Consider the following 22244-nt stretch of genomic DNA (forward strand, 5'->3'; position numbering starts at 1 on the left):
ACCCCCGCTCCCGCCCCCAAGTAATACCTTTCGGCACTGGTCAGGCCTCGCTTCGGCGGGGCCTGACCTGTTTGCGCACAACGATTGTCACGCGGTCGGCGCTGATGCCCGGTAGCGCGGTGCGCAAGGCGGTGAAGCGTTTGGGGCCGTCGCGAGCGGAGCTGCCCGATGGGTGGGTGGTCAATCATTGGCGGATGACGGCCACACATACCGGCGACGTGTTCGGTGTCCCGGCCAGTGGGCGTCCGGTTTCGTTGACCGGCACCGATATCGTGCGCGTGGTCGACGGGCGGATCGCCGAGATCTATCACGTCGAAGAGCGGCTGCAACTGCAGATGCAGGTGACCGCGTAGTCGCCGCGGTGAGCGCCGCTCGAGGGCGGCGCTCACCGGGGGGCGAATGCTGTTGTTGCGCTGTGGGTTACGAAGGCAGTGGGCCGACCGGTACCGGGGTGCGGTGTGCGACTTCGGGTTCCGGGCGGCGGATGTCCAGTAGGCCCGCGGCGCCGAACTTCCGGACGAGTTCGGAGTCGGTGATGACCTCGAGGAATTTCTCCACGTGCATCGACTTGTCCCGTGCGTGCACGGTCAGTTCCCGGCGAATCGGCCGGGACAGCCGGATGATGGACAGCAGCCGGGCCGATCCGTGCAGTGCCATCTTCGGCACCAGCGCGACGCCGACACCGTGTTCGACCAGGCTCAGCGCGGTGGTCACGTCGGGGGCGCGGACGGCGAATCGGACATGCACGCCGGCCCGGCCGGCCTCGCGCGAAACCGTATCGGTGAGATCGGAATTCGAGCCGCAGCGGATCCAGGGCGCCTCGACCAGTTGCTTCCACGAACCGTCGAAGCTGCTGCGCTGACTGGGATGGCAGACGACGACGAGTTCCTCCTCGCCGAAGCAGTGCACGACCCGCGAGCCGGACTGCTCGAGCGGGCCGACAGCGAGATCGAGCGCGCCCTCTTCCAGCGTCGCGTTGAGCTCGCGGAGGTCGGTGAACGCCCGGACCTCGATGCTGTCGATATTGCGTTCGTGGCGCATCCGGTAGATGAGCGGCGGCAGCAGCTTCTGCGCGATGGTCGGCGTGGTGCCGACGGTCATCACGCCGTCGCCGAACGTCTGCCCCATGGCCATCGCCTGCCGGGCGGACTCGACCACATCCGAGGCCTGGGCGAAGAACTCCCGGCCGAACTTGGTGAGTCTGGACCGGCGCGAGCGCGGATCGAACACCTTCCGGCCGAGCGAGGTCTCCAGCGCATCGATCTGCTGCGACATCGCCGACGGTGTTATTCCGAACCGCCTGGCCGCCGCAGACAGCGAGCCGAGTTGTACCGCGTTGACAAAGTAATCGAACTGTCGCAGCGTGATCGTATTTGAAGTTAGCAAGGGGTAATCAGACATCGGCAACCTTTGTATCGAGCCGTCGGCTCATCCGCAGCACCTTCGGTCCACACTGAAAATTAAGTGAGCATTCCGTCACCGAGTCATGGCACCTGCCGGTCGACATGGACCGGCAAACACATCACATTCTTTCGTTAACTGTGCGTTCATCCGCGAATTGTGGCGAGAGTCTGAATGACCGCCTTCGGGGTGTTACGCCGACTTGTGTGCAAGCAGTATCTACTGCGACGACTGTTACGTCAAACGTTACGCCAAGCTAAACCTTCCTGTTGCCCAGATCACCTTGTGCCTTCAACTGAATAACTCCGTGAAGCCCCGACCTGGGGATGCTCCTTGGAGAACGGTCGCTCGCGAAGTGAGGGCGCATGACCTTCCTTCGCGGTCGCAGGATGCACGTCACGCACCCATTTTGACCACAAATGGCCTTGGCTAGGTGCTGATTCAAGGAAAATCTCACATGACTTTAGCTGGTCTAACAACTTGTGCTAGATGCCACGCAGGAGGCTCCTGATTGGCATTCGGCCTGTTTCATCCGGAAGGACCGGGCGGATTGGTTCGTGTCCGTGCCGTGATCGGGTGGTGATCTGCCGGGGTGGTGTATGTGATCTGGTCGTGATGGGTAAAACGGACATCAGTTAATCGCATCTTGATTCGCTGTAAGAATGTCCGTTCTGCTTGTTCGTCACACCGGTGAGTTCTACGCTCCGAAATGGAAGCCGACAGCCCGCAGGACCGCGTACTTGACCGCAGAGCGGCGGTCGAAAACGGCTCCCGACCGGCAGTTCGAACCAGGTCGTACCCAGCGGAGGGGCTGTCGGCTTCGCCAGCGATCGATCATTTCGAAGGAAGGCACTCATGGGGAAGCACAGCGCGCCGCGAAACAACGTCGTCCCCGCGCGATTGGCGATGCTCTCGACGGCGACGCTGATCGGCCTGGCGGTCTCGGCCAACGGCGGTGCGGCGCAGGCCATCGCCGACGACGCGAACTCGACCTCGGCTTCGGGTGACGGCGGGTGGGTCGCGCCGCCGAAGCGCGCGGTGGTCTCGGTGGCGCCCGTGTCCTATCAGCAGCAGGCGCGGCCGGAGGCGTTCACGGTCGCGCCGGCCGAGCTGCCCGTGCACCGCGCCGATCGTCCGGCCGTTCAACCGGGCGGAAATGCCAAGCCGCGCACGGCGAATCCGGGCGGCACCGGCAAGCCGGGCGGGAACACGGCACCGCTGGCCGCGATCGTGGACACGCTCGCCGCCGGCAGCGCGGCATTGCCCGCACCGCTGCGCGCGGTGCTGGACGACCTGGTCAAGCAGGTCGGCCCGGTGCTGGCGAAGGGCTTGATCCAGCTGATCACCAGTAACAACCAGCCGGGCCCGACTCCGGCTCCGAGCGCGGCGCCGAAGGGCAGGCACGCGGCGCCCGCACCCGCCGCCGCGGTCACCGAGGACGACAGCGACGACCTCGGCAGCGACGAAACCGACGACCTCGCCGCCGATGTCGACGACACCACCGACGACATCGCCGCGGCCGACACCTACCTCGATGACACCACCGACAGCGACGACCTCGCCGTCACCGACACCGCCGACGCCGTCCCCGACGCCGATGCGGATTGGCAACCACTGGCACTCGGTCCGACCACGGTCGGCTGAACCGCTTGTGGTTTTTCTATAAGCTCGACAACTCTCGAAGGAAATAGTGCGTTTCTCTCCCGCTACAATGCTGTCTTTTTCCACTGCTATCGGCGTCTCGGCTATTGCCCTGTCCGCCGTCACCGGGGCCCCGGCGGCCCTGGCCGCTCCCCAATCCCAATCTCCGGCCGACACGGTGGTCAGCCTCACCAACGCCGAGCGTGCCAAAGCCGGCTGTTCGCCGCTGAAAGCGGAAAGCCACCTTACCCAAGCCGCGCAAGGCCATTCGGAAGATATGGCCGCCGGCGGCTTCATGGATCACAACTCGTCGAAGGGCGATCCGGGCGACCGGATCAGCGCCGCCGGGTATCGGGCCCAGACCTGGGCGGAGAATATCGCCGCCGGTCAACGCAGCGCGGAAGAGGTGGTCAAGGCATGGATGAACAGCTCCGGCCACCGCGCGAACATCCTGAACTGCGGGTTGAAGGACATCGGCGTCGGCTACGCGAAGGGCGGGAACGGCACGCCCTACTGGACGCAGGACTTCGGCACGTCCAATCGGCAGAACGACGAGAAGCCCGCGGAGCCCGGCGGTAAGCCCGGGGGTGAAAAGCCGGGTGGCGAGAAGCCCGGCGGTGAAAAGCCCGGCGGCGAAAAGCCGGGTGGGGACAACAAGCCCGGCAAGCCCGGCAAGCCCGGCGGCGGTTCGCCTTGGGATCCATGGAATCCGTGGAACCCGGGCGGCGACGATTCTTCGGACAATGGTGACAATTCACCGTGGGATCCGTGGGGTGACGGTTCTGGCGACAATTCGGACAATGGAGACAATCCTTGGGATTCGGGCTGGAATCCCTGGGATTCGTGGGGTACCGACGATTCCGCGAACACGGGCGACTCCTGGGATCCCTGGGGTGACGGCTCCGATGCACCGTCGAACAATGGCGGTGATGCGGCGTGGGATGCGTGGAGCAAGAGCTTCGACGAGATCCTCGGACAGTTCGCGGGCAAGGGTCGCTGGTAGCACTCCGCACGAGCGGCGCCGCCGAACTCAACGACGAGTTCGGCGGCGCCTTTATGTCCGCCGGTCGAATCCTTCGGCCGGCGGACTTCGTCGTGCGGGTTCAGCTGTTCGGCGGGGTGCTCGTGCAGGTCGGGTGTTCGGCGCCGGTCGGATCCAGCGCGTTGAGCACGAGCTGGGCCACCACCTTGTCGTAGGGCAGCAGCAGATGGTCGGTCAGATCGCCGGGGCAGTAGTCCTGCACGATGTGGTTGGTGATGTTCTGACCCTGCACGATTCCGCTGGAGTACGGCACCACGAACTCGTCGTGACTGGTGACGATGTTGGTGTAGGTGACGCCGGGAACCGTGGGGCCGGGGGCGGACAGCTTGCGCAGGAACTCCGAGCCGGTCTGAATCTGTAAGCAGGCGGCGCAGACCGGATCCGTGACGGCGCCGAGGGCCGGCGTGAGCCGCAACCGGGCGGCCAGCGCGGTGAACAACGCCCCGAACCCGAGCGAGCTGGTGCCCTGCCAACCCGGGCCGATCGAGATGAAGCGATCGATTTTGTTCGCGCCGCCAAGGAATTTGGCGTAGTAGTCGGTGACCAGACTGCCTTCCGAGTGCGCGACGATGTCGACATTCTGCGCCCCGGTCGCCGCCCGCACCTTGATGATGAAGTCGCGCAACTGCTGCGCGCTCTGCTCGATCGGCAGCAGCCCGCCGAGCGCGCCCAGCGGCGCGGGCATGCCGGGGAGCGAACCGTAGGTCAGCGCGTACACGCAGTACCCGTTGTTCGCCAGCAGCGGCGCGAGCGCGCCCCAGTCCAGTCGCACGGTCTCGGGCCCGCCGTGCACCAGCACGATCGGATTCGGGTGCAGCGCAGTAGGTTTGCACGCCCAGTCGTTGGTTCCGGTCGGCGGCGCACCGGGATGATCCGCCTCGGCGTCCACCGCATCGCTGAACAGATAGGAGACGGGGTACGGCGCGCGGGACCCCGGCGGCTCGCCAGAAGCATTGGGCGAGGCCAGAACTCCGGCGAGAACCGCCGCGGCGGTCATCCAGACAACGGGCTTGTGGCGCATAACCGGACCCCTTTCTCCGGGCAAGTCCAGACCCACTATCTGTCCGAGAAGTGACCGTGACAACACACCTCGGTAGCCATCCTGTTGTCTTTGTCACCGCATCGCAACAAACAGCACCGCAACTTAATTCGTTTAAGTGCCGCAACATATTTGGGATGCTCAGAGGTGTCGATTATGTCCGGACGTAACCACCGTGCGCTGAGTCAGAGTGGCCCTCGACCCCGCCGCTGGCGGCAGCGGGGTCGAGTGGGTCACGCGGTGAACGGGCCCGCGTCGCCGAAGGCCAAGTCGGCGAAGCGTTCCCCGATCCGCCGCTGGGCGGCGGGATCGGGGTGGAGCTCGTCGGGCAGTGGCAGCTCCACGAAATCCGTTTCGCCGTAGAGCGAGCGGCCGTCGAGGTAGTGCAGGTTGGTGTCGTCGGCGGCGCGCTGCTTGACGATTCGCGCGAGTTCGTCGCGGATCGTGTTGAGCGTGAGTCGCCCCATGGCACGGTCGGCCGGGTCGCCCGTGGCGCGGAAACTCACTCTCGTGCCGTCGAATTCGAGGGCGCCCGGGCCCGGGGTGTCCTCGTGGATCGGGCAGAGGATCGGGGACACGACCAGCAGCGGTGTGGTGGGGTGCCCGTCCCGGATCAGGTCGAGGAACCCGTGCACCGCCGGGACGAACGCCCGCATCCGCATCGCGTCCGCGTTGACCACGTTGATGCCGAGCTTGACGCTGATCAGATCCGCCGGGGTGTCGCGCATGGTGCGCGCGACGAACGGATCGAGCATGCTGTTACCGCGCAGGCTCAGGTTGATCAGCTCGACCCCGGCCAACGTGGAGGCCAGCGTCGGCCACGTCTGTGTCGGGACCTCGGCGTTGGAGCCGTGGCTGATCGAACTGCCGTGGTGCAGCCACGTTTTGCGACCGCGGTCCGGGGTCACCTCGACCGGCGCGTTCGTGCGCAGGGCGACCAGCTCGGTGATTTCCGTGTGCGGCAGCCAGATTTCGACGTCCTTCGGTTCGGCCGACAGGTCGGTGAATCGGAGGGTGCCCGCCGTGCCCTGCTCGGTGATCTTCGACTGGGTGGCCATGTCGATGATGTGCCGGGTGCCGCCGGGCACGCTGCCCCGACCGGCGGGCCGGCCGTCGACCCGCAGTTCGTAGACGCCGTCCGCGGGCGCCGGGGCGCCTTTGTACACGGTCCGCGTGGGCAGCACGTCCAGCTCGATGGCGGTCGCGCTGGTACGGAATGCCACGCGCACGCCGGTGGGCTGGGCCTCGACCATCGCCAGGTAGTCGTCCGGATACTGCGCCCGCGCCCATGCCGGAAGCCGGTGCGGCAGTACGCCGTTCGCGGTGTGCTCGAGTTCGAGCGCGCCACGCAGGATGGGCAGGTCGATGGGGGTGGTGATCCAGTTCGTCATTGGGTGTTCCTTAAAGTTCACAAAAGTCAAAGCCGATATGTTCGGCGGGCAGTGTCCGAAAACATCGAGGCCAGTTCGGTTTTCGAGGCGCCGGCGGCGAGCCGCTTGAAGGTGTTCCACAGCGTCGCGTATCCGGTGCCCATCTTGTCGACGGGGAAGTTGCTCTCGAACATGCATCGCTTCGGTCCGAACGCGTCGATGCAGGTCTCGAACCACGGCAGCCACAGGGCGGCAAGCTCTTCCGAGCTCGGCGGGGTCGGTGCGGTCCGATAGTCGAAGGCGGCGGCGGTGGCGAGGAGGCCACCGAGCTTGCAGACGACGTTCGGCCGCTCGGCCACTTCACGGATACCTCGCGCCCAGGTCGCGAAGTGCTCGGCCCGGTCGGTGGCGTACGGCCCGAAGCCGAGCGGCGCACCGCAGTGGTTGAGCACCAGCCGCAACTCGGGGATCGCGTCGGCCAGCTCGGCGGCGTCGGCGAGCTGCGGGGACAGGATCCACAGGTCGAGGCTCAGGTCGCGGTCGGCGACGGCGCGCACGCAGTCCCGGATGGCCGGCTCGGCCAGCATGTGCGCACGACTGTCCGGATGGCTGAGCTCGATCTCCGCGCTCGCGTCCCAGCTCGCCCCGAACCGCAGCCCGCGAAAGCGGCCCTGACCGGCGGCGATGTGATGCTCGATGACGTTGTCGACGATCTCGGCGCCGAGCCCGAAGTCGGCCCGTCCGATGATCCCGGCGGCCACCTTGGTCGGACCACCGGCCGCGTCACTTGCCTCCGCCAGGTTCGCGACGAACTCCGTCTCGCCGACCGGCCGCAACTCCGTCGGCCCGTCGGTGCGATAGGCGGACATGGCCTCGGCGTGCACGGTCGCGATCACGTTGTGCCCACTGCCGGTGTCCGCACCGAATTCCTCTAGGAGATAACGGAATCCGGGGTGGTACCAGAGGTGGTGGTGCGGATCGATGATCGGCAGCTCGGGCAGCAGGATCTGCTCCGGCGGCTGTCCGGCCAGCCAGGCCTCGTCCGGTGGAAAGATCCGGCCGAACTCGGTCGGGCGCGCGGCATGGGAAACCGAGGCGTTCATGATGAGGTCTCCCCTCGATGGTAACTGCTCTCTACTTTAACAAGTCAATAAGCTAAACTACCTAGAGGTATTAGGCAAATAAGTTAGCGATGTAGGCAATGAGGAGGGCGGCATGGCGCGCGCGAGGATGACCGACGGGAGCCTGATCCAGGCGGCGGCGGAACTGGCCGATGAGGTCGGCTTCGACAACGTGACCGTCTCGGCGCTGGCCCGCCGGATCGGAGTCAAGGACGCGAGCCTCTACTCACGCCTGGAAAACGCCCGCGACCTGCGGGTGAAGATCGCGGTCCTGGCCCTGGCCGAACTCGCCGACAAGGTCGCCGACGCGCTGGCCGGCCGCGCGGGCAAGGACGCTCTGGTCGCCTTCGCCAACGCCTACCGCGACTACGCCAGGCAGCACCCCGGCCGCTACGCCGCCGCCCAGCTCGACCTCGACCCGGCCACCGCCGCCGCCAGCGCGGCCATGCGGCACTCGGACATGACCCGAGCCATCCTGCGCGGCTACGACCTCGCCGAGCCCGACCAGACCGACGCCATCCGCCTCCTGCACGGCACCTTCTACGGCTACGTCACCCTGGAGAACACCGGCCGCTACGACACCCACCCTCGCAACGTCGAAGACTCCTGGCTCAGAGCCCTGGACGCCCTCGACGCCGTCCTGAAGAACTGGCCCCCGGCATCTCGCTAGTCGTTGCCAGACCGGGCTGACCTTGCTTTCGTGCCTCGGTTTACCTGCGGCGCAACAGGACTCCGCGAATGAAGGCGGCCTGGCCGGAGTGCTGGATGTCGTCGTCGACGACGCTGATCAGCCGGACGGCGAGGGTGACCGGGGGATTCCAGCGGGTGTCGACGATGCGGGGGAGGTCGGCGTCGGTGAGGCCGGAGACGTATTTGATCGTCTGCTCGTGCACTGCGTCGTAGTAACCGAGGAGTAGATCCGCCGGCACTTCCCCAAGTTGGGCGACCTCGTCGGGGTTGTCGCCGTAGCCGGTCGCGGTGTCGTCGAACGGCAGGCCGAAGCGTTCGGCCCAGCCCGCCGCGGTCCACACCTGGTCGGTGTCCGCGACGTCGGCGACGTGGTCGTCTTGCACCCGGGTCAGGTGCCAGATCAGCCAGGCGATGGAGTTGGCGCCCGGGTCCAGCTGGACGGCCAGTTCGTCGCGGGTGAGGCCGGACACGGCTCCGTGCACGTTCTCCTGCACGCGGCCGAAGGCATCGATCAACAAGTCAGCGCTGGTCATGATCGAGTCCAATCTTGGGGTGGACGTTCATTATTCCCGCCTGGTGTGGCGTGCCGCACAGAGGTGTGGGGCCGGCTATCGCCCAGCGACGGTCGCCGCGCCGCGACCCACACGCAGTGAATTCCGCCGGAGCGACTCGTTAGTGGCACGTGAATTCTTTGTGTCGGACGGTACTCGGATAGACCGTTCGAACCCTCGCCATTACGCTGGCCGGACGATGGCAACGGGATAGTCGACTCGGGAGTGCGCTACGTTCGGATAAACACCGGTATTCAGCGGAAAATGCTTTGAAGTAGAACTAACAAGCGATTTCAGGTCGACCTGAAGAGGGTCGGCGGAATCAAATTATCGCTGCGGCGTGCGGGTCTGGCGCGGAGCCGGAAGGCGCTGAAACATCCTGGCCAGCAGGCTTGTTGCCGCAAGCGGCGGCCTGGATGGGCTCTGTTGCCATTACCGGCGCAGCACTATAAGCACAGCTTTTAATTCGCATTAAGCCCGGCATGTAATCTGCGACACTTTCGCACCGGCACGCCCACGACAAGTGGCGTACCGATGACTATTGTCGTTTCGCGCACGTGAAATGCAGTTCACCGGATCACCTGAAATTCTCGCGATGCAGTGGAGGTATAGCCCAGTGGGTAGACGACTTTTTCGGTTGGCAACCGGTGGCACGAAACTGAGACCGATCCTGGCGGCGTTCGGCGCGCTGACGATCAGCGCGGTCATGGTCACCTCGGGCGCGGCCACCGCAAACGCCCAGCCGATCTGGCCGAACCCGGACCCGGACCCGTTCTACGCCGCGCCGGCCGACATCGGCAGCAAGGCCAACGGTGACGTGCTGGCCAGCCGACCGATGCCGCCGCTGTTCTACTTCCCCAACGCCTCGGTCACCCTGATCAAGTTCCGCTCGACCAACTCCCAGGGCGAGCCGATCGCGGCGACCACCACGGTGCTGACCCCGAACGGCCACCGCGCCGACGCGCCGCTGCTGTCGTTCCAGCACATCATCAACGGGCTCGGCACCCAGTGCGCGATCTCGCACGGGCTCTACGCCAACGACACGAACTTCATCGTCCCGTTCGCGCCGGCGCTGAATATCGCGCTGCTGCGTGGCTGGTCCGTCGCGCTGCCCGATCACCTCGGCCCGACCAGTGCTTACGGTGCCGCGAAATTGGGCGGCCAGATCACCCTCGACGGTGTCCGCGCCGCGCAGCGACTCGCGCAGCTCGCCCTCGGGAAGAGCCCGGTGGCGTTGGCCGGTTACTCCGGCGGCGGCATGGCGACCGCCTGGGCCGCGGCGCTCGCGCCGAAGTACGCGCCGGAGCTGAACATCGTCGGCGCCGCCGAGGGCGGTGTCCCGATGAACCTGCAGACCATGGGCTGGGGCATCGGGCACAACCAGCACCCGGCGTTCGGCCTGGCCTTCGCCGCCGTGCTCGGCTTGGAGCGGGAATACCCGGACCGGCTGCCGATCACCGACGCCCTGAGCCAGCGCGGGCTCGCCGCGGCCAGGGACATCGCCAACAGCTGCACCAATGACCTCATCGCGCGCGGCGTCGGGCATACCTTCGACGATTACGCGAAAGACAATGTGATGGCCCATGATCCGAAGGCGTGGGCGGTGGCGGACGAGAACAGCGTCGAGCTGTACGCCGGCGTGCCCGATGCGCCGATCTTCGAATGGCATTCCCCGCAGGACAATCTGATCCCGCTGGACGCGATCGCGAACACGGTCGGCCGTTATTGCCGGGCGGGCGTGCGGGTGGAGTCCGAACTCTTCCCCTCGCCGGACCACTTGACCACCGCGGTCATCGGCTTCCCCTCGATGCTGAACTGGCTCGACGGTCGATACAGCGGCAAGCCTGCCCCGAGTAACTGCGCCTAGTCCGACGATGAGTCGGCCCCTGATCGGTAGCTAACGATCAGGGGCCGATTCGCTTGTCCGGCAGGTCAATCGCGCGCCGGCAGCTCGCATCCGTCCGGGCCGCACGCGTCCGCGCCGCCGACGGTCTGGATAACCGGCTGTCGCTCGCCCCACGCCTGATCGAGCGCCTGGGCGAACACCGCGACCGGCTGCGCGCCGGACACGCCGTACTTGCGGTCGATCACGAAGAACGGCACGCCGGTCGCGCCGAGCTGCGCCGCTTCCCGCTCATCGGCGCGCACGGCGTCGGCATAGGCGTTCGGATCCTCGAGCACCCCGCGCACCTTCGACTCGTCGAGCCCCGCGTCGACCGCGAGCCGGACCAGGCGCTCGTGATCGCCGAACAGCGACTCCTCCTCGGCGAAGTTCCCTCGATTGAGCGCGTCGAGCAGCTCTTCCTGCTTGCCCTGCGCCAACGCGAAGTGCAGCAGCCGATGCATGTCGAAGGAACTGCCGTAGTCGCGCCCCTCGGTGACATACGGCAGACCGAGCTCGGCCGCCTGCGCCCCGATGCCGCGCTCGTTCGCCGCGGCCTGCGCCTCGCTGATCCCGTACTTCTGCGCGATCTTCGTGATCACCGGCCCCGACTCGTCGGCGGCCAGGCTCGGATCCAGCTCGAAGGACCGATGCACCACCTCGACGTCGTCGCCGTGCGCGAATTCCGCCAGCGCCTGCCCGAACCGCTCCTTACCCAGGTAGCAGAACGGACAGTTGATATCGGTCCAAATCTCGACCCGCACGTTCATCCTCAGTCTCGTCTCGACCCCCGATCAGGCAACACCCGAGCTATCGATTCTGTTCCGCGCCGAGGTCTAGATCTGAGTGAGACAGGCTGTTACTGTAAACATGTGTCACATTAACCTCGACTGGATATGAGGTAGACGTCATGGCTACAAAGTCGGCAACGGCGCCGTCTCGGACCGCGGCGCAGAGCGCGTACGCGGGAATCCTGACGACGCTCTCCGAAGGGTCGGTGAACAAGCACTTCGACCCGTACACCGAGATCGACTGGGACGCGCCGGAGTGGGCGGTGGTACCGAACGATCCGCGCTGGATCCTGCCCGCGGACAGCGATCCGCTGGGCGCGCATCCCTGGTATCTCGCGCAGTCCGAAGCGCGCAAGATCGAGATCGGCATGTGGCGGCAGGCCAACGTCGCGAAGGTCGGCCTGCAGTTCGAAGAGGTGCTGATCGGCGGCGTGATGAACTATCTGTTCGCCGTCGTGCCGAACGGCTCCGGTGAATTCCGCTACCTCAATCACGAGGTCGCCGAAGAGGTCAACCACACCCTGATGTTCCAGGAGATGGTGAACCGGATCGGCCTGGACGTGCCCGGCATGAGCCGGTTCATGAAGGCGGTCGGCCCGCTGGTGCCGCTGCTCGGCCGGTTCTTCCCGACCACGTTCTTCGTCGCCGTCCTGGCCGGCGAGGAGCCGATCGATCACGTGCAGAAGTCGGTGTTGCGCGCGGGGGAGAACGTGCACCCGATCATGCGCGACGTGATGCGGATCCACATCGCCGAGGAGGCGCGCCACATCGCCTTCGCGCACGAGTACCTGCGCCAGCGGGTGCCGAAGCTGGGGTTCGTGCAGCGCAGCACGCTGTCGCTGGCCTACCCGATCATCATGTTCATCGCCTGCGACCTGATCGTGAAGCCGCCGCGCTCGCTGTTCCGCGAGTTCGACATCCCGATGGGGATTCGCCGGGAGTTGTTCTGGCGCAGCGCCGAAGCGCGTGCGCGCCGCCGCGACTTCTTCGGCGAGGCGCGCATGCTCGCCTCCGATATCGGGCTGATGAACCCGGCGGCGAAGCTGACCTGGCGGCTGCTGCGGATCAACGGCGGGAACTCCAGGTACCGCGGCGAACCGGTGCGCAGCCGCTCCTGAATTCGCGCGACCCGGCGCTCATTGCCATGCGCGCCGGGTTCCCGGCATTCCGGTGTGCCCCTGCGGATCCGGCACCACGCCGAGTACCTGATGCAGTCCGAGCCCACCGTCCTCGAAGCCCAAGGCCGAAGCGGCCATATAGAGTCGCCAGACCCGGGCTCGCCCCTCGCTGGTCAGCGAAACCGCTTTGTCCCAGGCATTTTCGAGATTCGCGACCCACGCGCGCAAGGTCAGCGCGTAGTGCTCGCGCAGTGCTTCGACATCGCGTACCTCGAAGCCGGCCCGCTGCATCGCCAGCGCGACCTCCCCGACGTCGACCAGCTCGCCGTCCGGGAAGACGTAACGGCCGACGAACGAGCGAGCGCCCATCACGGACCCGCCCGCCGACGAGATCGCGTGGTTGAGTAGTCGGCCTTCGGGGCGCAGCAGCGCGCGCAGGGTCTCGAAGTACGCCGCGGCCCGCTTGGTGCCGACATGCTCGAACATGCCGATCGAGGAGATGGCGTCGAACTGTTCGCCGCGCAGGTCGCGATAGTCGGACAGCCTGATCTCGACGTTCGCGGACAGCCCCGCCTCGGCGACCCGCTCGCGCGCCAGCTCGATCTGCGCGGTGCTGATCGTCACGCCGACCACCTGCACGCCGTACGTCGCGGCCGCGTGGATGGCCATCGATCCCCAGCCGCACCCGACGTCGAGCAGGCGCATCCCGGGTCGCAGGTCGAGCTTGCGGCAGATCAGATCGTGCTTGGCCCGTTGCGCGTCTGCCAGGGACACGGTCGCGTTCGCGCCGACGTGTCCGTCGTCCGCCTCGGCGACGAAGCGCGCGCAGGAGTACGTCATGCTCGACCCGAGCACCAGCCGATAGAAGTCGTTCCCGACGTCGTAGTGGTGACTGATCGCCGCCGCGTCCCGCCGTTTGGTGTGCAGCGGTCCGCGCTGTGGCCGCGCCTCCTCCGGCGGTGGCGCCGGCCGCTGCCCGAGTGCGCCGAGTTCCCTGGCCGCGAGGATGGCTTTGCGGGCCGCGTCCAGGCCGAGCTTGGCGTCGCTGGGCGCCGTCGTGGCCAGCGATCGAAGGATGCTGAAGATGTCGCCGTCCAGGTCCACCGCGCCGGACACGAAGGCGCGTCCGATCCCGAGTTCGCCCGGCGCCCAAACCATATGGCGCAGTGCGTCCTTGGACCGGATGCGGATGGTGCCCGCACTCGTGCCCTCGGGTTCGATGGAGCTGCCGTCCCAGAACTCGAACCGCACCGCCGGATGCGCCCCGAGTGCGGCCCGCGCCAGCGGTTCGAAGACCGCCGCGACCGTCCTCTTGTTGCCCATCACTCCACTATGGCCCGCGCCGCCCGCCGACCCGGGCAACGACTGGCGGCAATTATGTGTCGTTGCGGGGGTCAGCGGGCGGCGGGGCAGACGCTCAGCGGCAAATGCCCGGTGCGGAGTGCCACTGGGTTGCCTCGTCGGTGCACCGGCAGGCGAGGGTGCCGCCACCGAGTTCCATGCATTTGCATCGCTCGGCGCACGGTGAGCTGTCGGTGCTGCTCTGTGCGGCGCCCTGCGCGAACTGGGGAAACTGTGGTGAGTGCGGTGACGCCGGTGCCACCGACGGCCCCGGCCTGATGCGTCGGAGGAAGGGCCGTCGAGTAGCAGTTATAGCGGCGGCCTTTCTACTCGGCGCCGGTCGAATGGAATGATCGCTGCCGGAACAAGTTCCGTGTACTGAGCGGGACGAGACTGTCGCCGGGCCACCATGGCGACGGTCACAACCAGCATTGCCATGACCGAGACTTGCACCGGCGCAACCAATATCGTGATGGTTGCGGTGAGGCCGTGTAGCGCCAGACCGATGAGCGCCGCGATGAACACCAGGTTGCGGACGACAATGCGCCACGAGATGAGCTCGCCGAGCGTCCCGAAACATCCGCAGGGCACACCTAGGCGGCGCATCAGCGCACTGATCACCGCCACGGTCACGGCCACCAGGACCACGACCGCCACCCATACGCTCGTAGGACCGAAAGCGCCTAGTAGTAGCCAGATTCCGGTGACCATTTCGACGAGCGGCACCGCCGCCGCGACCGGCCGAACCAGCGGCCCGGGGATCAGCTCATAGGATGCCACCCACTCTTGCCGCCATTGCGCGGTCGCGGATAGTTTGGCGAAACCGGCGGCGATGAACAAACCGCCGACGATCGTGCGTACGAGAAGTTCGACACCGATCCACACAGGGTCTCCCGCCACTCGGAGGAAAACGCACAGGGAAAGCCGAAAGCTATTGCACGGTAGGGTAAACGAGCAGACAATCACTGGTCGCTCGGTTGTTGAATCGAGTACCACTATCGCACAGTTACGCCTCGGCTATCGGCTTTTCGGCGGAATCGAGGTCTGACCGAGAGTCCGCCGATCGACGTGACCGCAACAACTCAAGGGCAGACAAGGCGTAAACGGCTGCGACCGAACGCATCTCCTGTTCATCGACGTACTCGTTCGGCCCGTGCGAGACGTCGAGCCGACCGGGTCCGTAGGCGAACGCGGGGATATCGAGCTGGGCGTACCAACGGGTGTCGAGGATGCCCGCGCACATCTCGAAGGCTGGTTCCGCACCCGTGACCCGCGAGATGCATTGCGCCAGAGCCTGTCCCGCCGGGTGGCGTGGCTCGGTGCTCGCGGACGGCTGGAACTGGGTCAGCTCGACGGTCACCTCGGCGCCGATGCCGTCGGCGGCGGTCTCGATGATCGTGGTCAGGTTCTTCAGCTCGACCTCGAGGTCCTCCTCGGGATTGAACCGGCTGTCGATGGTGAACCAGGTGGTGCCGGGGACCACGTTGAAGTTGGACCCGCCGCCGGACAGCCCGCCGACTACGACCATCGATCCGTGCCCGTCGTCGCCGTCCATCGCGAACGCCGTGTGCCGGTCCAGCATCGTGCGGACGTACTTTTCCAGCGGCGCCGCGATCCGCACCATGTGCTGGAACGAGTTGATGCCGAAGTTCGCCTGCCCGACATGCGCCTCCCGCCCGTGCACGGTGACCCGCAGGCTGACCGCCCCGCGCGCGGCATGCCAGATCTTGCCCGCGCTCGGCTCCGCGGTGACCATGGCGACCGCGGCGGGGTCGATCATGCTGTGCCGCCGCAGGAATCCCGACCCCGCGACGCTGCCGGTCTCCTCGTCGCACACCAGATGGACGACGATCTTGCCGTCCCCGAGCAACCCGAGCTCGCGCGCGGCGGCCGCACCGTAGAGCATGCTGACGATGCCGCCCTTCATGTCGGCGGTACCGCGGCCGATGATCTTGCCGTCCTGCCGCCGGGCGGTGAACTGCGCGCGATCCTGCACCGGCACGACATCGAAATGCCCATGGAAATACAGGGTTTTCGCGCCGTCGCCGACCGTCGCGCGGACGATGCACGGATCCTCCTGCGCGTCCATCGCGGGCACCCCGATGAGCTCGCCGTCGAGCCCGAGCCCGGCCAGCGCGTCGGTCAGCGCCCTGGCACACTCGCGCAGGCCGCGACCGGGTGGATTCTCCGTCTCGTGCGCCACGAGCGTGCCCAGCAGGCTCGCCATCTCGTCGGCGCGCGGTTCGAGCCACGCCCGAACCCGGTCGGAATCATCGATCGTCACGAATTCGAGTGTCGCCGACCCTCGCCGATTACGGGCCGGTTCACCGCCCAGACCTCGCGCCGAGCCGCGCGGATTGTTCGGTTCGTCGCATGGGGTTTCCGGTCGCGAGCAAAAAGCGCGAACCCCAACCCGGTTGCGATCACGGTGGCGATACCGGACAGGAGGAAGGCCTGGCCGACACCGAGATCGGCGATGACCATCCCGGCCACGGCCGCACCGAGCCCGGACCCGCCGTTGCAGGCCACGTTGACCAGAATGGCACTGTGCGTTTTGGCGGCGGCTCCTTCGGTCAACGCGTCGGCCAGGAGATAAACCGTCATGACCGCGGGGCCCATTGCCACACCGACCAGGACCAGCAGCGGAACCGCGAGACCGAGTCCGGGCACGGTGGCCAGGAGCGCGGCGCCGAACCCGAACAGCAGCGCGAGACCGATCAGCCGCGCGGCGGCGCTCGTGCGCCAGTTCCGGCGACCGTAGAGCAGTGCGGCAATCGCGCTGCCCAAGGCCAGCGTGGCGAGCAGTCCACCCGCGAGCGAGGCGCGACCGGTTTCTATGGCGAGGGCCGGAACCGCCACTTCCGTGGCGCCGATCGTGAACCCGATCCCCGCGAACACCACGAGCAGCCACCGAATTCGCCTGGCCACCATCGAGAGTGTGCCGCCGCCGGTTTCGGCGCCGGTGGATTCCAGGCGTCCCCTCTCGGCCGCCGAGGCCATCAGCAATCCGCCGAGGACACACACCGATCCGGCGACCAGCACGGCGACATCGGGCCCGGCCAGCGCCACCGCGCCGGTCGCCACCAGGGGACCGAGGACCAGGGTCGATTCCTCCACTACCGAGTCCACGCCGAACGCCCGAGATACCCAGTGCGGCGGCAGCTTTCGTGACCAGCCCACCCGCATCAGCGCGCCGAACGGTGGTGCGCTGCAACCCGACACCGTCACCAGGGCAGCCAGTATCCAGGACGAGTCGCCGTGCGCGGCCGGTACCAGCGCTACCAACGCGGATCCGCTGATCGACGACAGCACCAGCAAGGCCGCACTGTGCCCGAGCCGCACCGAGATCCAGGAGCGCGCCGGCCCCGCCACCACCGTGCCGACCGCGTACCCCGCCATCGTCAGACCCGCGACCGAGAACGAACCCGTGACCTGCTGGATGAACAGAACCACCGCGACCGGGATCATCCCCACCGACATCCGGCCGACGAACGCACCCGCGAACAACAACGGGATACCTCTCGGCCGCAACAGATCCAGATAGCCGGGGGAACTCTGGTCGCTGACCGGCTGACTCATGATTGCGTCCCCACCCGATGATTTGGTCGAACCCCGCCCTGGCGATCATCACCGATCGTCGAGACAGCCACAAACGATTTTCGGCTCCGTCGAGTGCTCGGTGTTTCGGCCTGAGCCGAATCATGGTGACTGCACTGCCTCCTCGTTCATAGGCTCTGAACAGTGACAACGAGGAGTTGGAAGATGATGGAAAACGTAGCGGTGCGGCCCCAGGACGGCGTCGTACCGGCGGTGGCCCGGCTCGCCGAGAGTCTGGTCGCGGAATGGAAACGGGGTCGGCGGCGGTTGCCACCGATGTGGTCGCGGCGCGACGAGCTGGCGGTACAGGAGTCGCCGGGTCCGGCGAATGCCGACGACCTTTTGCTGGGACTGGACCCGCTCATCGCGGTACGGTGGCGAGGTTCTTGGTGATCGGAGGTGCCGTCTTGCGGTATCGGGGCAGGGCAGTGGCGGGCGGGCATGGTCCGTCCGGGCACAGGCGAGGTGGCCGCGGATGAAGCGGATCTATTGCACGCCGGACGATCTGCTGCGCATCCGCGTCGGCGCCCCGCTCGGCGCGATCGCGGAGACGATGCTGGCCACCCGGGTGGTGCAGCGGAGGAACGTCGCCGGTTTCGCGGGCTGGCGCAGCCAGGTGCGCGGCGCGATGCCGGCCAATTTCGGTGTGCTCGCCGACATCTTGCCGGCCGACGACTCGTTTCTCGATCTGATCACGCCGACCCGGGGCGCCCGGTCGATCTCCGCGGGCATCGAGGCGTTGCACCTGGCCTCCCGCGACGAACTGCGGATGGAGCTGGACAGCGTCATCCGCAGCCGGGCGCGGGAGGGCCAGGCGCCGCTGCCCGCCTGGACGGCCGAGCTGTCGGATCGCGACGGCACCGCGCGCCGCACGGTCGCCGATGCCGTCGAGGCGTTCCATTCGGTGGCGTTCGCCGGACGCTGGTCGCACATCCAGACCTATCTCGAACAGGCCGCCGAACGGATGGCGCACACGCTCGCCACCGAGGGCGTGGAACGGCTGCTGGCCGATCTGCACCCCTACGTGAGCTGGCGCGCGCCGGTGCTCGAAATCCACCGCCAGCACGATTGCACCCACGACGAGCACCTCGACGGCCGGGGGCTGGTCATCATCCCGTCCCTGTTTGCCTGGCCGCAGCCACTCACGCTGATGTCGCTGGTGGACAAGGACGCGCCGATGACGGTGATCGTGCCTGCCCTGCGCGACATCAACGATTTCACCGCCGCGTGGGGTCCGCGCGCGCCCAACGAGGCGCTGACCGCTCTGCTCGGCCGCACCCGCGCGGCCGCGCTCCAGGTGATCGCGGAGGGGTGCAGCACGACCGAACTCGCTCGGCGGCTTGGGGTTTCGCCCGCGACGGCGAGCGAGCACGCGTCGATCCTGCGCGAGTCCGGACTCATCGACAGCTGGCGGCACCGCAATGCCATGCGCCACGAGGTGACCACGCTCGGCGCGGCGCTGCTCGACGGCAACCTCGGCAGCAACGTCCGCATCGCGTAATGCCTTGCCCGGCAGCGGCGTAACTCAGAACTCGTCAGCACAGCCGCAGGAACCACGCGTCTTCAGTTCCGCGCCCAAGCTGACCACACCCGGTTCGGCCGACCCGGTGTCGATCTGCTTCAGCAAGAGCTCGACCGCCAGTTCGCCCATCTTGCGGGTCGGCTGGACCATGGTCGTCAAACCGGGCCGGGTGTAGCGGGCGTACTCGATGCCGTCGAATCCGACGATCGCGAGATCGTCGGGGACGCGCAGGTTCGCGTCGTAGGCCGCGCGCAACATGCCCATCGCCTGGAGATCGCTGGTGACGAATACCGCGGTGGGCGTGGTCGCGCCGCTCATCAACTCGTCGAGCGCGTGATAGCCCGCGGCTCCACCGAATTCGGCACGCACGACGACACTTTCGGGAAGTCCGGCATCGTGCAGTGCCTGCCGATACCCCGCTACCCGCTCGTCGGCGGTCGACACGTGCGGTCCACTGAGGCAGGCGATCTCGCGATGTCCGTGGGAGATCAAGTGCTCCACCGCAATTCGCGCCCCGGCCAGGGAATGGCACATGACGTGCGCGCAGCGCGCCGGATCGATGATCCGGTCCACCGCCACCAACGCCATGTCGGCCGCCGCGCAGGCGTCGGCGATGCCCGACTCCCAGGACGACGAAATCGCCAGCAGCCCTTCGACTCGGCGATCGATGAACGCGCTCACATACGCGCGCTCCCTGGCTTCGTCGCCCGCGGCATTCCCGACGATCAGCGGGAACCCGCGCGCGAACGCGGCCGCCTCGACCACCGCGGACAGCTCGGCGAAGAACGGGTTCGCCCCGTCCGGAATGACCATCCCGAGCGCATGCCCGCGGTTCATCCGCAGGCTGCGCGCGGACATGTTCGGCCGGTAGCCGAGCTGCTCGATGGCGGCTTCGATGCGGGCTCTGGTCGCGGGGGCGACGCTGCGCGGACCGTCGTTGAGCACGTAGCTCACCAGGGCGGGTGAGGTGCCGGCGAGCCGGGCCACGTCGGCTCGGGTGACTGCCATCGGGTCACTCCTGTCGTGCTGGCAATTCGAGCGAGCTGCCGAAGAACCCTTGACAGTCTCGTGATGCGGGTCACACACTACACATCAACTCGTGTTGTCAACACGAGTTGAACTCGTACAGGATAGGTCGAATACCAGATGAGCACTCGATACCGGATCGGGCTTGTGGCCCTGGCCCTCGTCAGCGCGGTGGCCCTCACCGCCGGATGCGGCCGCGGCGGCGACGCCTCGTCCGACTTCAAGATCGCCGTAGTCACCCGCAACTTCACCAACCCGTACTGGGCGGCGCTGCGCGACGGCGCGCTGGCGGAGGGCAAACGGCTCGGGGTCGACGTCGCGGTGCAGGCGGGGCAGTCCGAGACCGACGCGGACGGCGAGAACGCGCAGATCTCCACGCTGGCCGCGCAGGGTTACGACTGCTTCGCCGTGGTGCCGGTGAACGCGACCAACGTGATCACCCCGCTGGTTCCGGTGGCCCGCAAGAACATTCCGATCCTCAACCTGGACACCCAGATCGACGCGGACGCCTCCAAGCAGGCCGGGGTCGGCTACGCCAGCTTCATCGGCTCGGACAATCTCGCCGCGGGCAAGATCGCCGGCGAGAAGATGCTCGACGCGCTCGGCGGCAGCGGCAAAGTGATTGTGCTGCAAGGCATTGCCGGTGAGCAGAACGGCATCAACCGGGACAAGGGCTTCACCGACGCGGTCGCGGGCAAGCTGGAGATCGTGCAGCGCGCGCCCGCCGACTACGAGCAGGACAAGGGCCTCACCGTCACCGAGGCGATCCTGAAGGCGCATCCGGACATCACCGGGATCTTCGCGGCCAACGACACCATGGGACTCGGCGCCGCGCAGGCGATCAAGAACGCGGGCCGCACCGGGCAGGTCAAGGTGATCTCGGTCGACGGCATCCAGGCCGCGCTGGCCGCGGTCAAGGCGGGCACCCTGCACGGCACGGTGACCCAATACCCCTATGCCGAAGGCGAACTCGCGATCCAGGCGTGCCTGGCCAAGCATCAGGGCAAGACCATTCCGGACCGGGTGGTGGCGCCGATCGCGTTCATCGGCTCGGACAACGTCGAACAGCAGATCACCGCGTTCCCGCGGCCGATCACCACGTTCGACAATCCGCTGGCCGGGCTGGTGAACAAGTGAATGCCATCGCCGACGTCGCGCGGGCCGCACCCGGACGGCTCGGCGAGCGGCGCATCCCGGCCAAGCTGGCCGACTACGCGGCGCCGATCGCGCTGGTGATCGTGTGGCTCGGATTCTTCATCGCGACACCGAACTTCCTGACTACCAGCAACATCGATGACCTGCTCGTCGCGTCGACGATCCTGACCGTGCTCGCGCTCGGTCAGCAGTTCGCGGTGGTGGTCGGCGGCATCGACCTGTCGGTCGGCGCGACGCTGCCGTGGTCGGCGGCGCTGCTCGGGTACTTCACCAGCCACGGATACCCGCTGACGGCCGGCATTGTGGTGGCGATCCTGGGCGGCCTGCTGGTCGGGGTGATCAACGGACTGTTGATCGGGCACTTCCAGATGACCGACTTCGTGGTCACGCTCGGCTCGCTGAGCGTGCTCAGCGGCTGCACCCTGCTGCTCACCAGCGGCAACAGCGTGGCGGTGAATTCGCCGTTCCTGCAAAGCCTGGCGCTGGACGGCGCCGGACCGTTGCGCTGGTTCTGGCTGCTCGCGCTGGTCGCGGCGCTCGGGGTGGCGGGCATTCTGTTCCGCACCAGGGTCGGTACGCACCTGCTCGCCACCGGCGGCAACATCGACTCGGCCAGGGAGACCGGCATTCCGGTACGCCGGATCCGGTTGCTCGCCTACAGCGCCTGCGGGCTGCTGTGCGGCGTGGCCGGCGTCATGCTGGTCGCCCGCAACGGCGGCGCCGATCCGTCGCTGCAAACCACTTATCTGCTGAGTTCGATCGCGGCGGTGGTGCTCGGCGGTTCGTCGCTGAGCGGCGGCAAGGCCTCGGTGCTCGGCACCGTGTGCGGCGCGATCCTGTTCACCTCGCTGATCAACGGGTTCACCATTCTCGGCATCTCGCAGTACTACCAGCCGATCGCGGTGGGTGCGGTATTGCTTCTCGCAGCGGCCATTTCGCGATTCCGGAAGTAGGCAT

21 protein-coding genes are annotated in these 22244 nt (G+C 67.0%); 10 read left to right on the plus strand and 11 right to left on the minus strand.

Annotated elements, in window-relative coordinates; translation table 11 throughout:
- The first annotated feature begins 104 nt into the window (after positions 1-104).
- Positions 105-353, plus strand: a complete 249-nt coding sequence (locus tag F3087_RS16775) for an ester cyclase (RefSeq protein WP_223885138.1) — start codon at positions 105-107, stop codon at positions 351-353.
- A gap of 67 nt (positions 354-420) precedes the next feature.
- Here F3087_RS16775 and F3087_RS16780 read toward each other — a convergent pair whose 3' ends face one another.
- Positions 421-1401 (minus strand): LysR family transcriptional regulator, encoded by a 981-nt coding sequence (locus tag F3087_RS16780; RefSeq protein ID WP_150402927.1) that lies wholly within the window; start codon positions 1399-1401, stop codon positions 421-423.
- An 855-nt stretch (positions 1402-2256) separates the two neighbouring features.
- Here F3087_RS16780 and F3087_RS16785 point away from each other — a divergent pair.
- Positions 2257-3045: a hypothetical protein gene (locus tag F3087_RS16785; RefSeq protein WP_150402928.1), complete on the plus strand. Its 789-nt coding sequence runs from the start codon at positions 2257-2259 to the stop codon at positions 3043-3045.
- A gap of 46 nt (positions 3046-3091) precedes the next feature.
- Positions 3092-4045 (plus strand): CAP domain-containing protein, encoded by a 954-nt coding sequence (locus F3087_RS16790; RefSeq protein WP_223885134.1) that lies wholly within the window; start codon positions 3092-3094, stop codon positions 4043-4045.
- Between the two features lie 100 nt (positions 4046-4145).
- Here the strand turns inward: F3087_RS16790 and F3087_RS16795 are convergent, their stop codons facing one another.
- The 3 genes from F3087_RS16795 to F3087_RS16805 all read right to left on the minus strand — a co-directional run bounded on the left by F3087_RS16795 (position 4146) and on the right by F3087_RS16805 (position 7596).
- On the minus strand, positions 4146-5105 hold the full coding sequence (locus tag F3087_RS16795; protein WP_150402929.1) for a lipase family alpha/beta hydrolase: 960 nt from the start codon (positions 5103-5105) through the stop codon (positions 4146-4148).
- Positions 5106-5356: 251 nt separating this feature from the next.
- Positions 5357-6514: a GDSL-type esterase/lipase family protein gene (locus F3087_RS16800; RefSeq protein ID WP_150402930.1), complete on the minus strand. Its 1158-nt coding sequence runs from the start codon at positions 6512-6514 to the stop codon at positions 5357-5359.
- A 26-nt stretch (positions 6515-6540) separates the two neighbouring features.
- Positions 6541-7596: an amidohydrolase family protein gene (locus F3087_RS16805; RefSeq protein ID WP_150402931.1), complete on the minus strand. Its 1056-nt coding sequence runs from the start codon at positions 7594-7596 to the stop codon at positions 6541-6543.
- A 112-nt stretch (positions 7597-7708) separates the two neighbouring features.
- Here F3087_RS16805 and F3087_RS16810 point away from each other — a divergent pair, with 112 nt between their 5' ends.
- Positions 7709-8284, plus strand: a complete 576-nt coding sequence (locus tag F3087_RS16810; RefSeq protein WP_150402932.1) for a TetR/AcrR family transcriptional regulator — start codon at positions 7709-7711, stop codon at positions 8282-8284.
- 40 nt (positions 8285-8324) lie between these two features.
- Here F3087_RS16810 and F3087_RS16815 read toward each other — a convergent pair whose 3' ends face one another.
- A complete protein-coding gene (locus tag F3087_RS16815) occupies positions 8325-8837 on the minus strand; it encodes a mycothiol transferase (protein WP_150402933.1) in 513 nt (170 codons plus the stop codon).
- Between the two features lie 724 nt (positions 8838-9561).
- Between F3087_RS16815 and F3087_RS16820 the strand changes: the two genes are divergently transcribed.
- Positions 9562-10722, plus strand: a complete 1161-nt coding sequence (locus F3087_RS16820; RefSeq protein ID WP_223885139.1) for a lipase family protein — start codon at positions 9562-9564, stop codon at positions 10720-10722.
- 65 nt (positions 10723-10787) lie between these two features.
- On the opposite strand, the gene F3087_RS16825 is transcribed toward F3087_RS16820, so the two are convergent.
- The gene (locus F3087_RS16825; protein ID WP_223885135.1) at positions 10788-11507 is read right to left on the minus strand and encodes a DsbA family oxidoreductase; all 720 of its coding nucleotides are present in this window, start codon (positions 11505-11507) and stop codon (positions 10788-10790) included.
- A gap of 140 nt (positions 11508-11647) precedes the next feature.
- Here F3087_RS16825 and F3087_RS16830 point away from each other — a divergent pair, with 140 nt between their 5' ends.
- Complete coding sequence (locus F3087_RS16830) at positions 11648-12646, plus strand: AurF N-oxygenase family protein (protein WP_150402935.1); 999 nt, start codon at positions 11648-11650, stop codon at positions 12644-12646.
- 18 nt (positions 12647-12664) lie between these two features.
- Here F3087_RS16830 and F3087_RS16835 read toward each other — a convergent pair whose 3' ends face one another.
- From F3087_RS16835 to F3087_RS16850, 4 genes are all read right to left on the minus strand, one after another.
- Positions 12665-13969, minus strand: a complete 1305-nt coding sequence (locus F3087_RS16835; protein ID WP_150402936.1) for an SAM-dependent methyltransferase — start codon at positions 13967-13969, stop codon at positions 12665-12667.
- Between the two features lie 327 nt (positions 13970-14296).
- The gene (locus F3087_RS16840; RefSeq protein WP_317983925.1) at positions 14297-14983 is read right to left on the minus strand and encodes a MauE/DoxX family redox-associated membrane protein; all 687 of its coding nucleotides are present in this window, start codon (positions 14981-14983) and stop codon (positions 14297-14299) included.
- A 10-nt stretch (positions 14984-14993) separates the two neighbouring features.
- Positions 14994-16271, minus strand: a complete 1278-nt coding sequence (locus tag F3087_RS16845) for an ArgE/DapE family deacylase (RefSeq protein ID WP_150402938.1) — start codon at positions 16269-16271, stop codon at positions 14994-14996.
- Positions 16268-17566 (minus strand): MFS transporter, encoded by a 1299-nt coding sequence (locus F3087_RS16850; RefSeq protein ID WP_150402939.1) that lies wholly within the window; start codon positions 17564-17566, stop codon positions 16268-16270. The genes F3087_RS16845 and F3087_RS16850 overlap by 4 nt, the downstream gene beginning before the upstream one ends.
- Before the next feature lie 183 nt (positions 17567-17749).
- Between F3087_RS16850 and F3087_RS16855 the strand changes: the two genes are divergently transcribed.
- Together F3087_RS16855 and F3087_RS16860 are read left to right on the plus strand one after the other, a co-directional pair.
- Positions 17750-17977 carry a hypothetical protein gene (locus F3087_RS16855; protein ID WP_150402940.1) on the plus strand — a complete coding sequence of 76 codons (228 nt, stop codon included), beginning with the start codon at positions 17750-17752 and terminating at the stop codon, positions 17975-17977.
- A gap of 82 nt (positions 17978-18059) precedes the next feature.
- Entirely contained in the window at positions 18060-19085 is a 1026-nt protein-coding gene (locus tag F3087_RS16860; protein WP_150402941.1) for an ArsR/SmtB family transcription factor, read from the plus strand.
- Between the two features lie 24 nt (positions 19086-19109).
- Here F3087_RS16860 and F3087_RS16865 read toward each other — a convergent pair whose 3' ends face one another.
- Positions 19110-20114, minus strand: a complete 1005-nt coding sequence (locus F3087_RS16865; RefSeq protein WP_150402942.1) for a LacI family DNA-binding transcriptional regulator — start codon at positions 20112-20114, stop codon at positions 19110-19112.
- Positions 20115-20252: 138 nt separating this feature from the next.
- On the opposite strand from F3087_RS16865, the gene F3087_RS16870 reads away from it, so the two are divergent.
- Both F3087_RS16870 and F3087_RS16875 read left to right on the plus strand, forming a co-directional pair.
- The gene (locus tag F3087_RS16870; RefSeq protein ID WP_150402943.1) at positions 20253-21269 is read left to right on the plus strand and encodes a sugar ABC transporter substrate-binding protein; all 1017 of its coding nucleotides are present in this window, start codon (positions 20253-20255) and stop codon (positions 21267-21269) included.
- Positions 21266-22240 (plus strand): ABC transporter permease, encoded by a 975-nt coding sequence (locus F3087_RS16875; RefSeq protein WP_223885136.1) that lies wholly within the window; start codon positions 21266-21268, stop codon positions 22238-22240. The genes F3087_RS16870 and F3087_RS16875 overlap by 4 nt, the downstream gene beginning before the upstream one ends.
- The last annotated feature ends 4 nt before the right edge of the window (positions 22241-22244 follow it).

The organism is Nocardia colli, assembly GCF_008704205.1.
Taxonomy (GTDB): domain Bacteria; phylum Actinomycetota; class Actinomycetes; order Mycobacteriales; family Mycobacteriaceae; genus Nocardia; species Nocardia colli.

What these genes read in the sequence shown, in the direction of transcription:
- F3087_RS16775 (WP_223885138.1), top strand. Translation starts at nt 105, where the DNA reads ATGCCCGGTAGCGCGGTGCGCAAGGCGGTGAAGCGTTTGGGGCCGTCG.
- F3087_RS16780 (WP_150402927.1), bottom strand. Translation starts at nt 1,401, where the DNA reads ATGTCTGATTACCCCTTGCTAACTTCAAATACGATCACGCTGCGACAG.
- F3087_RS16785 (WP_150402928.1), top strand. Translation starts at nt 2,257, where the DNA reads ATGGGGAAGCACAGCGCGCCGCGAAACAACGTCGTCCCCGCGCGATTG.
- F3087_RS16795 (WP_150402929.1), bottom strand. Translation starts at nt 5,105, where the DNA reads ATGCGCCACAAGCCCGTTGTCTGGATGACCGCCGCGGCGGTTCTCGCC.
- F3087_RS16800 (WP_150402930.1), bottom strand. Translation starts at nt 6,514, where the DNA reads ATGACGAACTGGATCACCACCCCCATCGACCTGCCCATCCTGCGTGGC.
- F3087_RS16805 (WP_150402931.1), bottom strand. Translation starts at nt 7,596, where the DNA reads ATGAACGCCTCGGTTTCCCATGCCGCGCGCCCGACCGAGTTCGGCCGG.
- F3087_RS16810 (WP_150402932.1), top strand. Translation starts at nt 7,709, where the DNA reads ATGGCGCGCGCGAGGATGACCGACGGGAGCCTGATCCAGGCGGCGGCG.
- F3087_RS16815 (WP_150402933.1), bottom strand. Translation starts at nt 8,837, where the DNA reads ATGACCAGCGCTGACTTGTTGATCGATGCCTTCGGCCGCGTGCAGGAG.
- F3087_RS16820 (WP_223885139.1), top strand. Translation starts at nt 9,562, where the DNA reads ATGGTCACCTCGGGCGCGGCCACCGCAAACGCCCAGCCGATCTGGCCG.
- F3087_RS16825 (WP_223885135.1), bottom strand. Translation starts at nt 11,507, where the DNA reads ATGAACGTGCGGGTCGAGATTTGGACCGATATCAACTGTCCGTTCTGC.
- F3087_RS16830 (WP_150402935.1), top strand. Translation starts at nt 11,648, where the DNA reads ATGGCTACAAAGTCGGCAACGGCGCCGTCTCGGACCGCGGCGCAGAGC.
- F3087_RS16835 (WP_150402936.1), bottom strand. Translation starts at nt 13,969, where the DNA reads ATGGGCAACAAGAGGACGGTCGCGGCGGTCTTCGAACCGCTGGCGCGG.
- F3087_RS16850 (WP_150402939.1), bottom strand. Translation starts at nt 17,566, where the DNA reads ATGAGTCAGCCGGTCAGCGACCAGAGTTCCCCCGGCTATCTGGATCTG.
- F3087_RS16855 (WP_150402940.1), top strand. Translation starts at nt 17,750, where the DNA reads ATGATGGAAAACGTAGCGGTGCGGCCCCAGGACGGCGTCGTACCGGCG.
- F3087_RS16860 (WP_150402941.1), top strand. Translation starts at nt 18,060, where the DNA reads ATGAAGCGGATCTATTGCACGCCGGACGATCTGCTGCGCATCCGCGTC.
- F3087_RS16865 (WP_150402942.1), bottom strand. Translation starts at nt 20,114, where the DNA reads ATGGCAGTCACCCGAGCCGACGTGGCCCGGCTCGCCGGCACCTCACCC.
- F3087_RS16870 (WP_150402943.1), top strand. Translation starts at nt 20,253, where the DNA reads ATGAGCACTCGATACCGGATCGGGCTTGTGGCCCTGGCCCTCGTCAGC.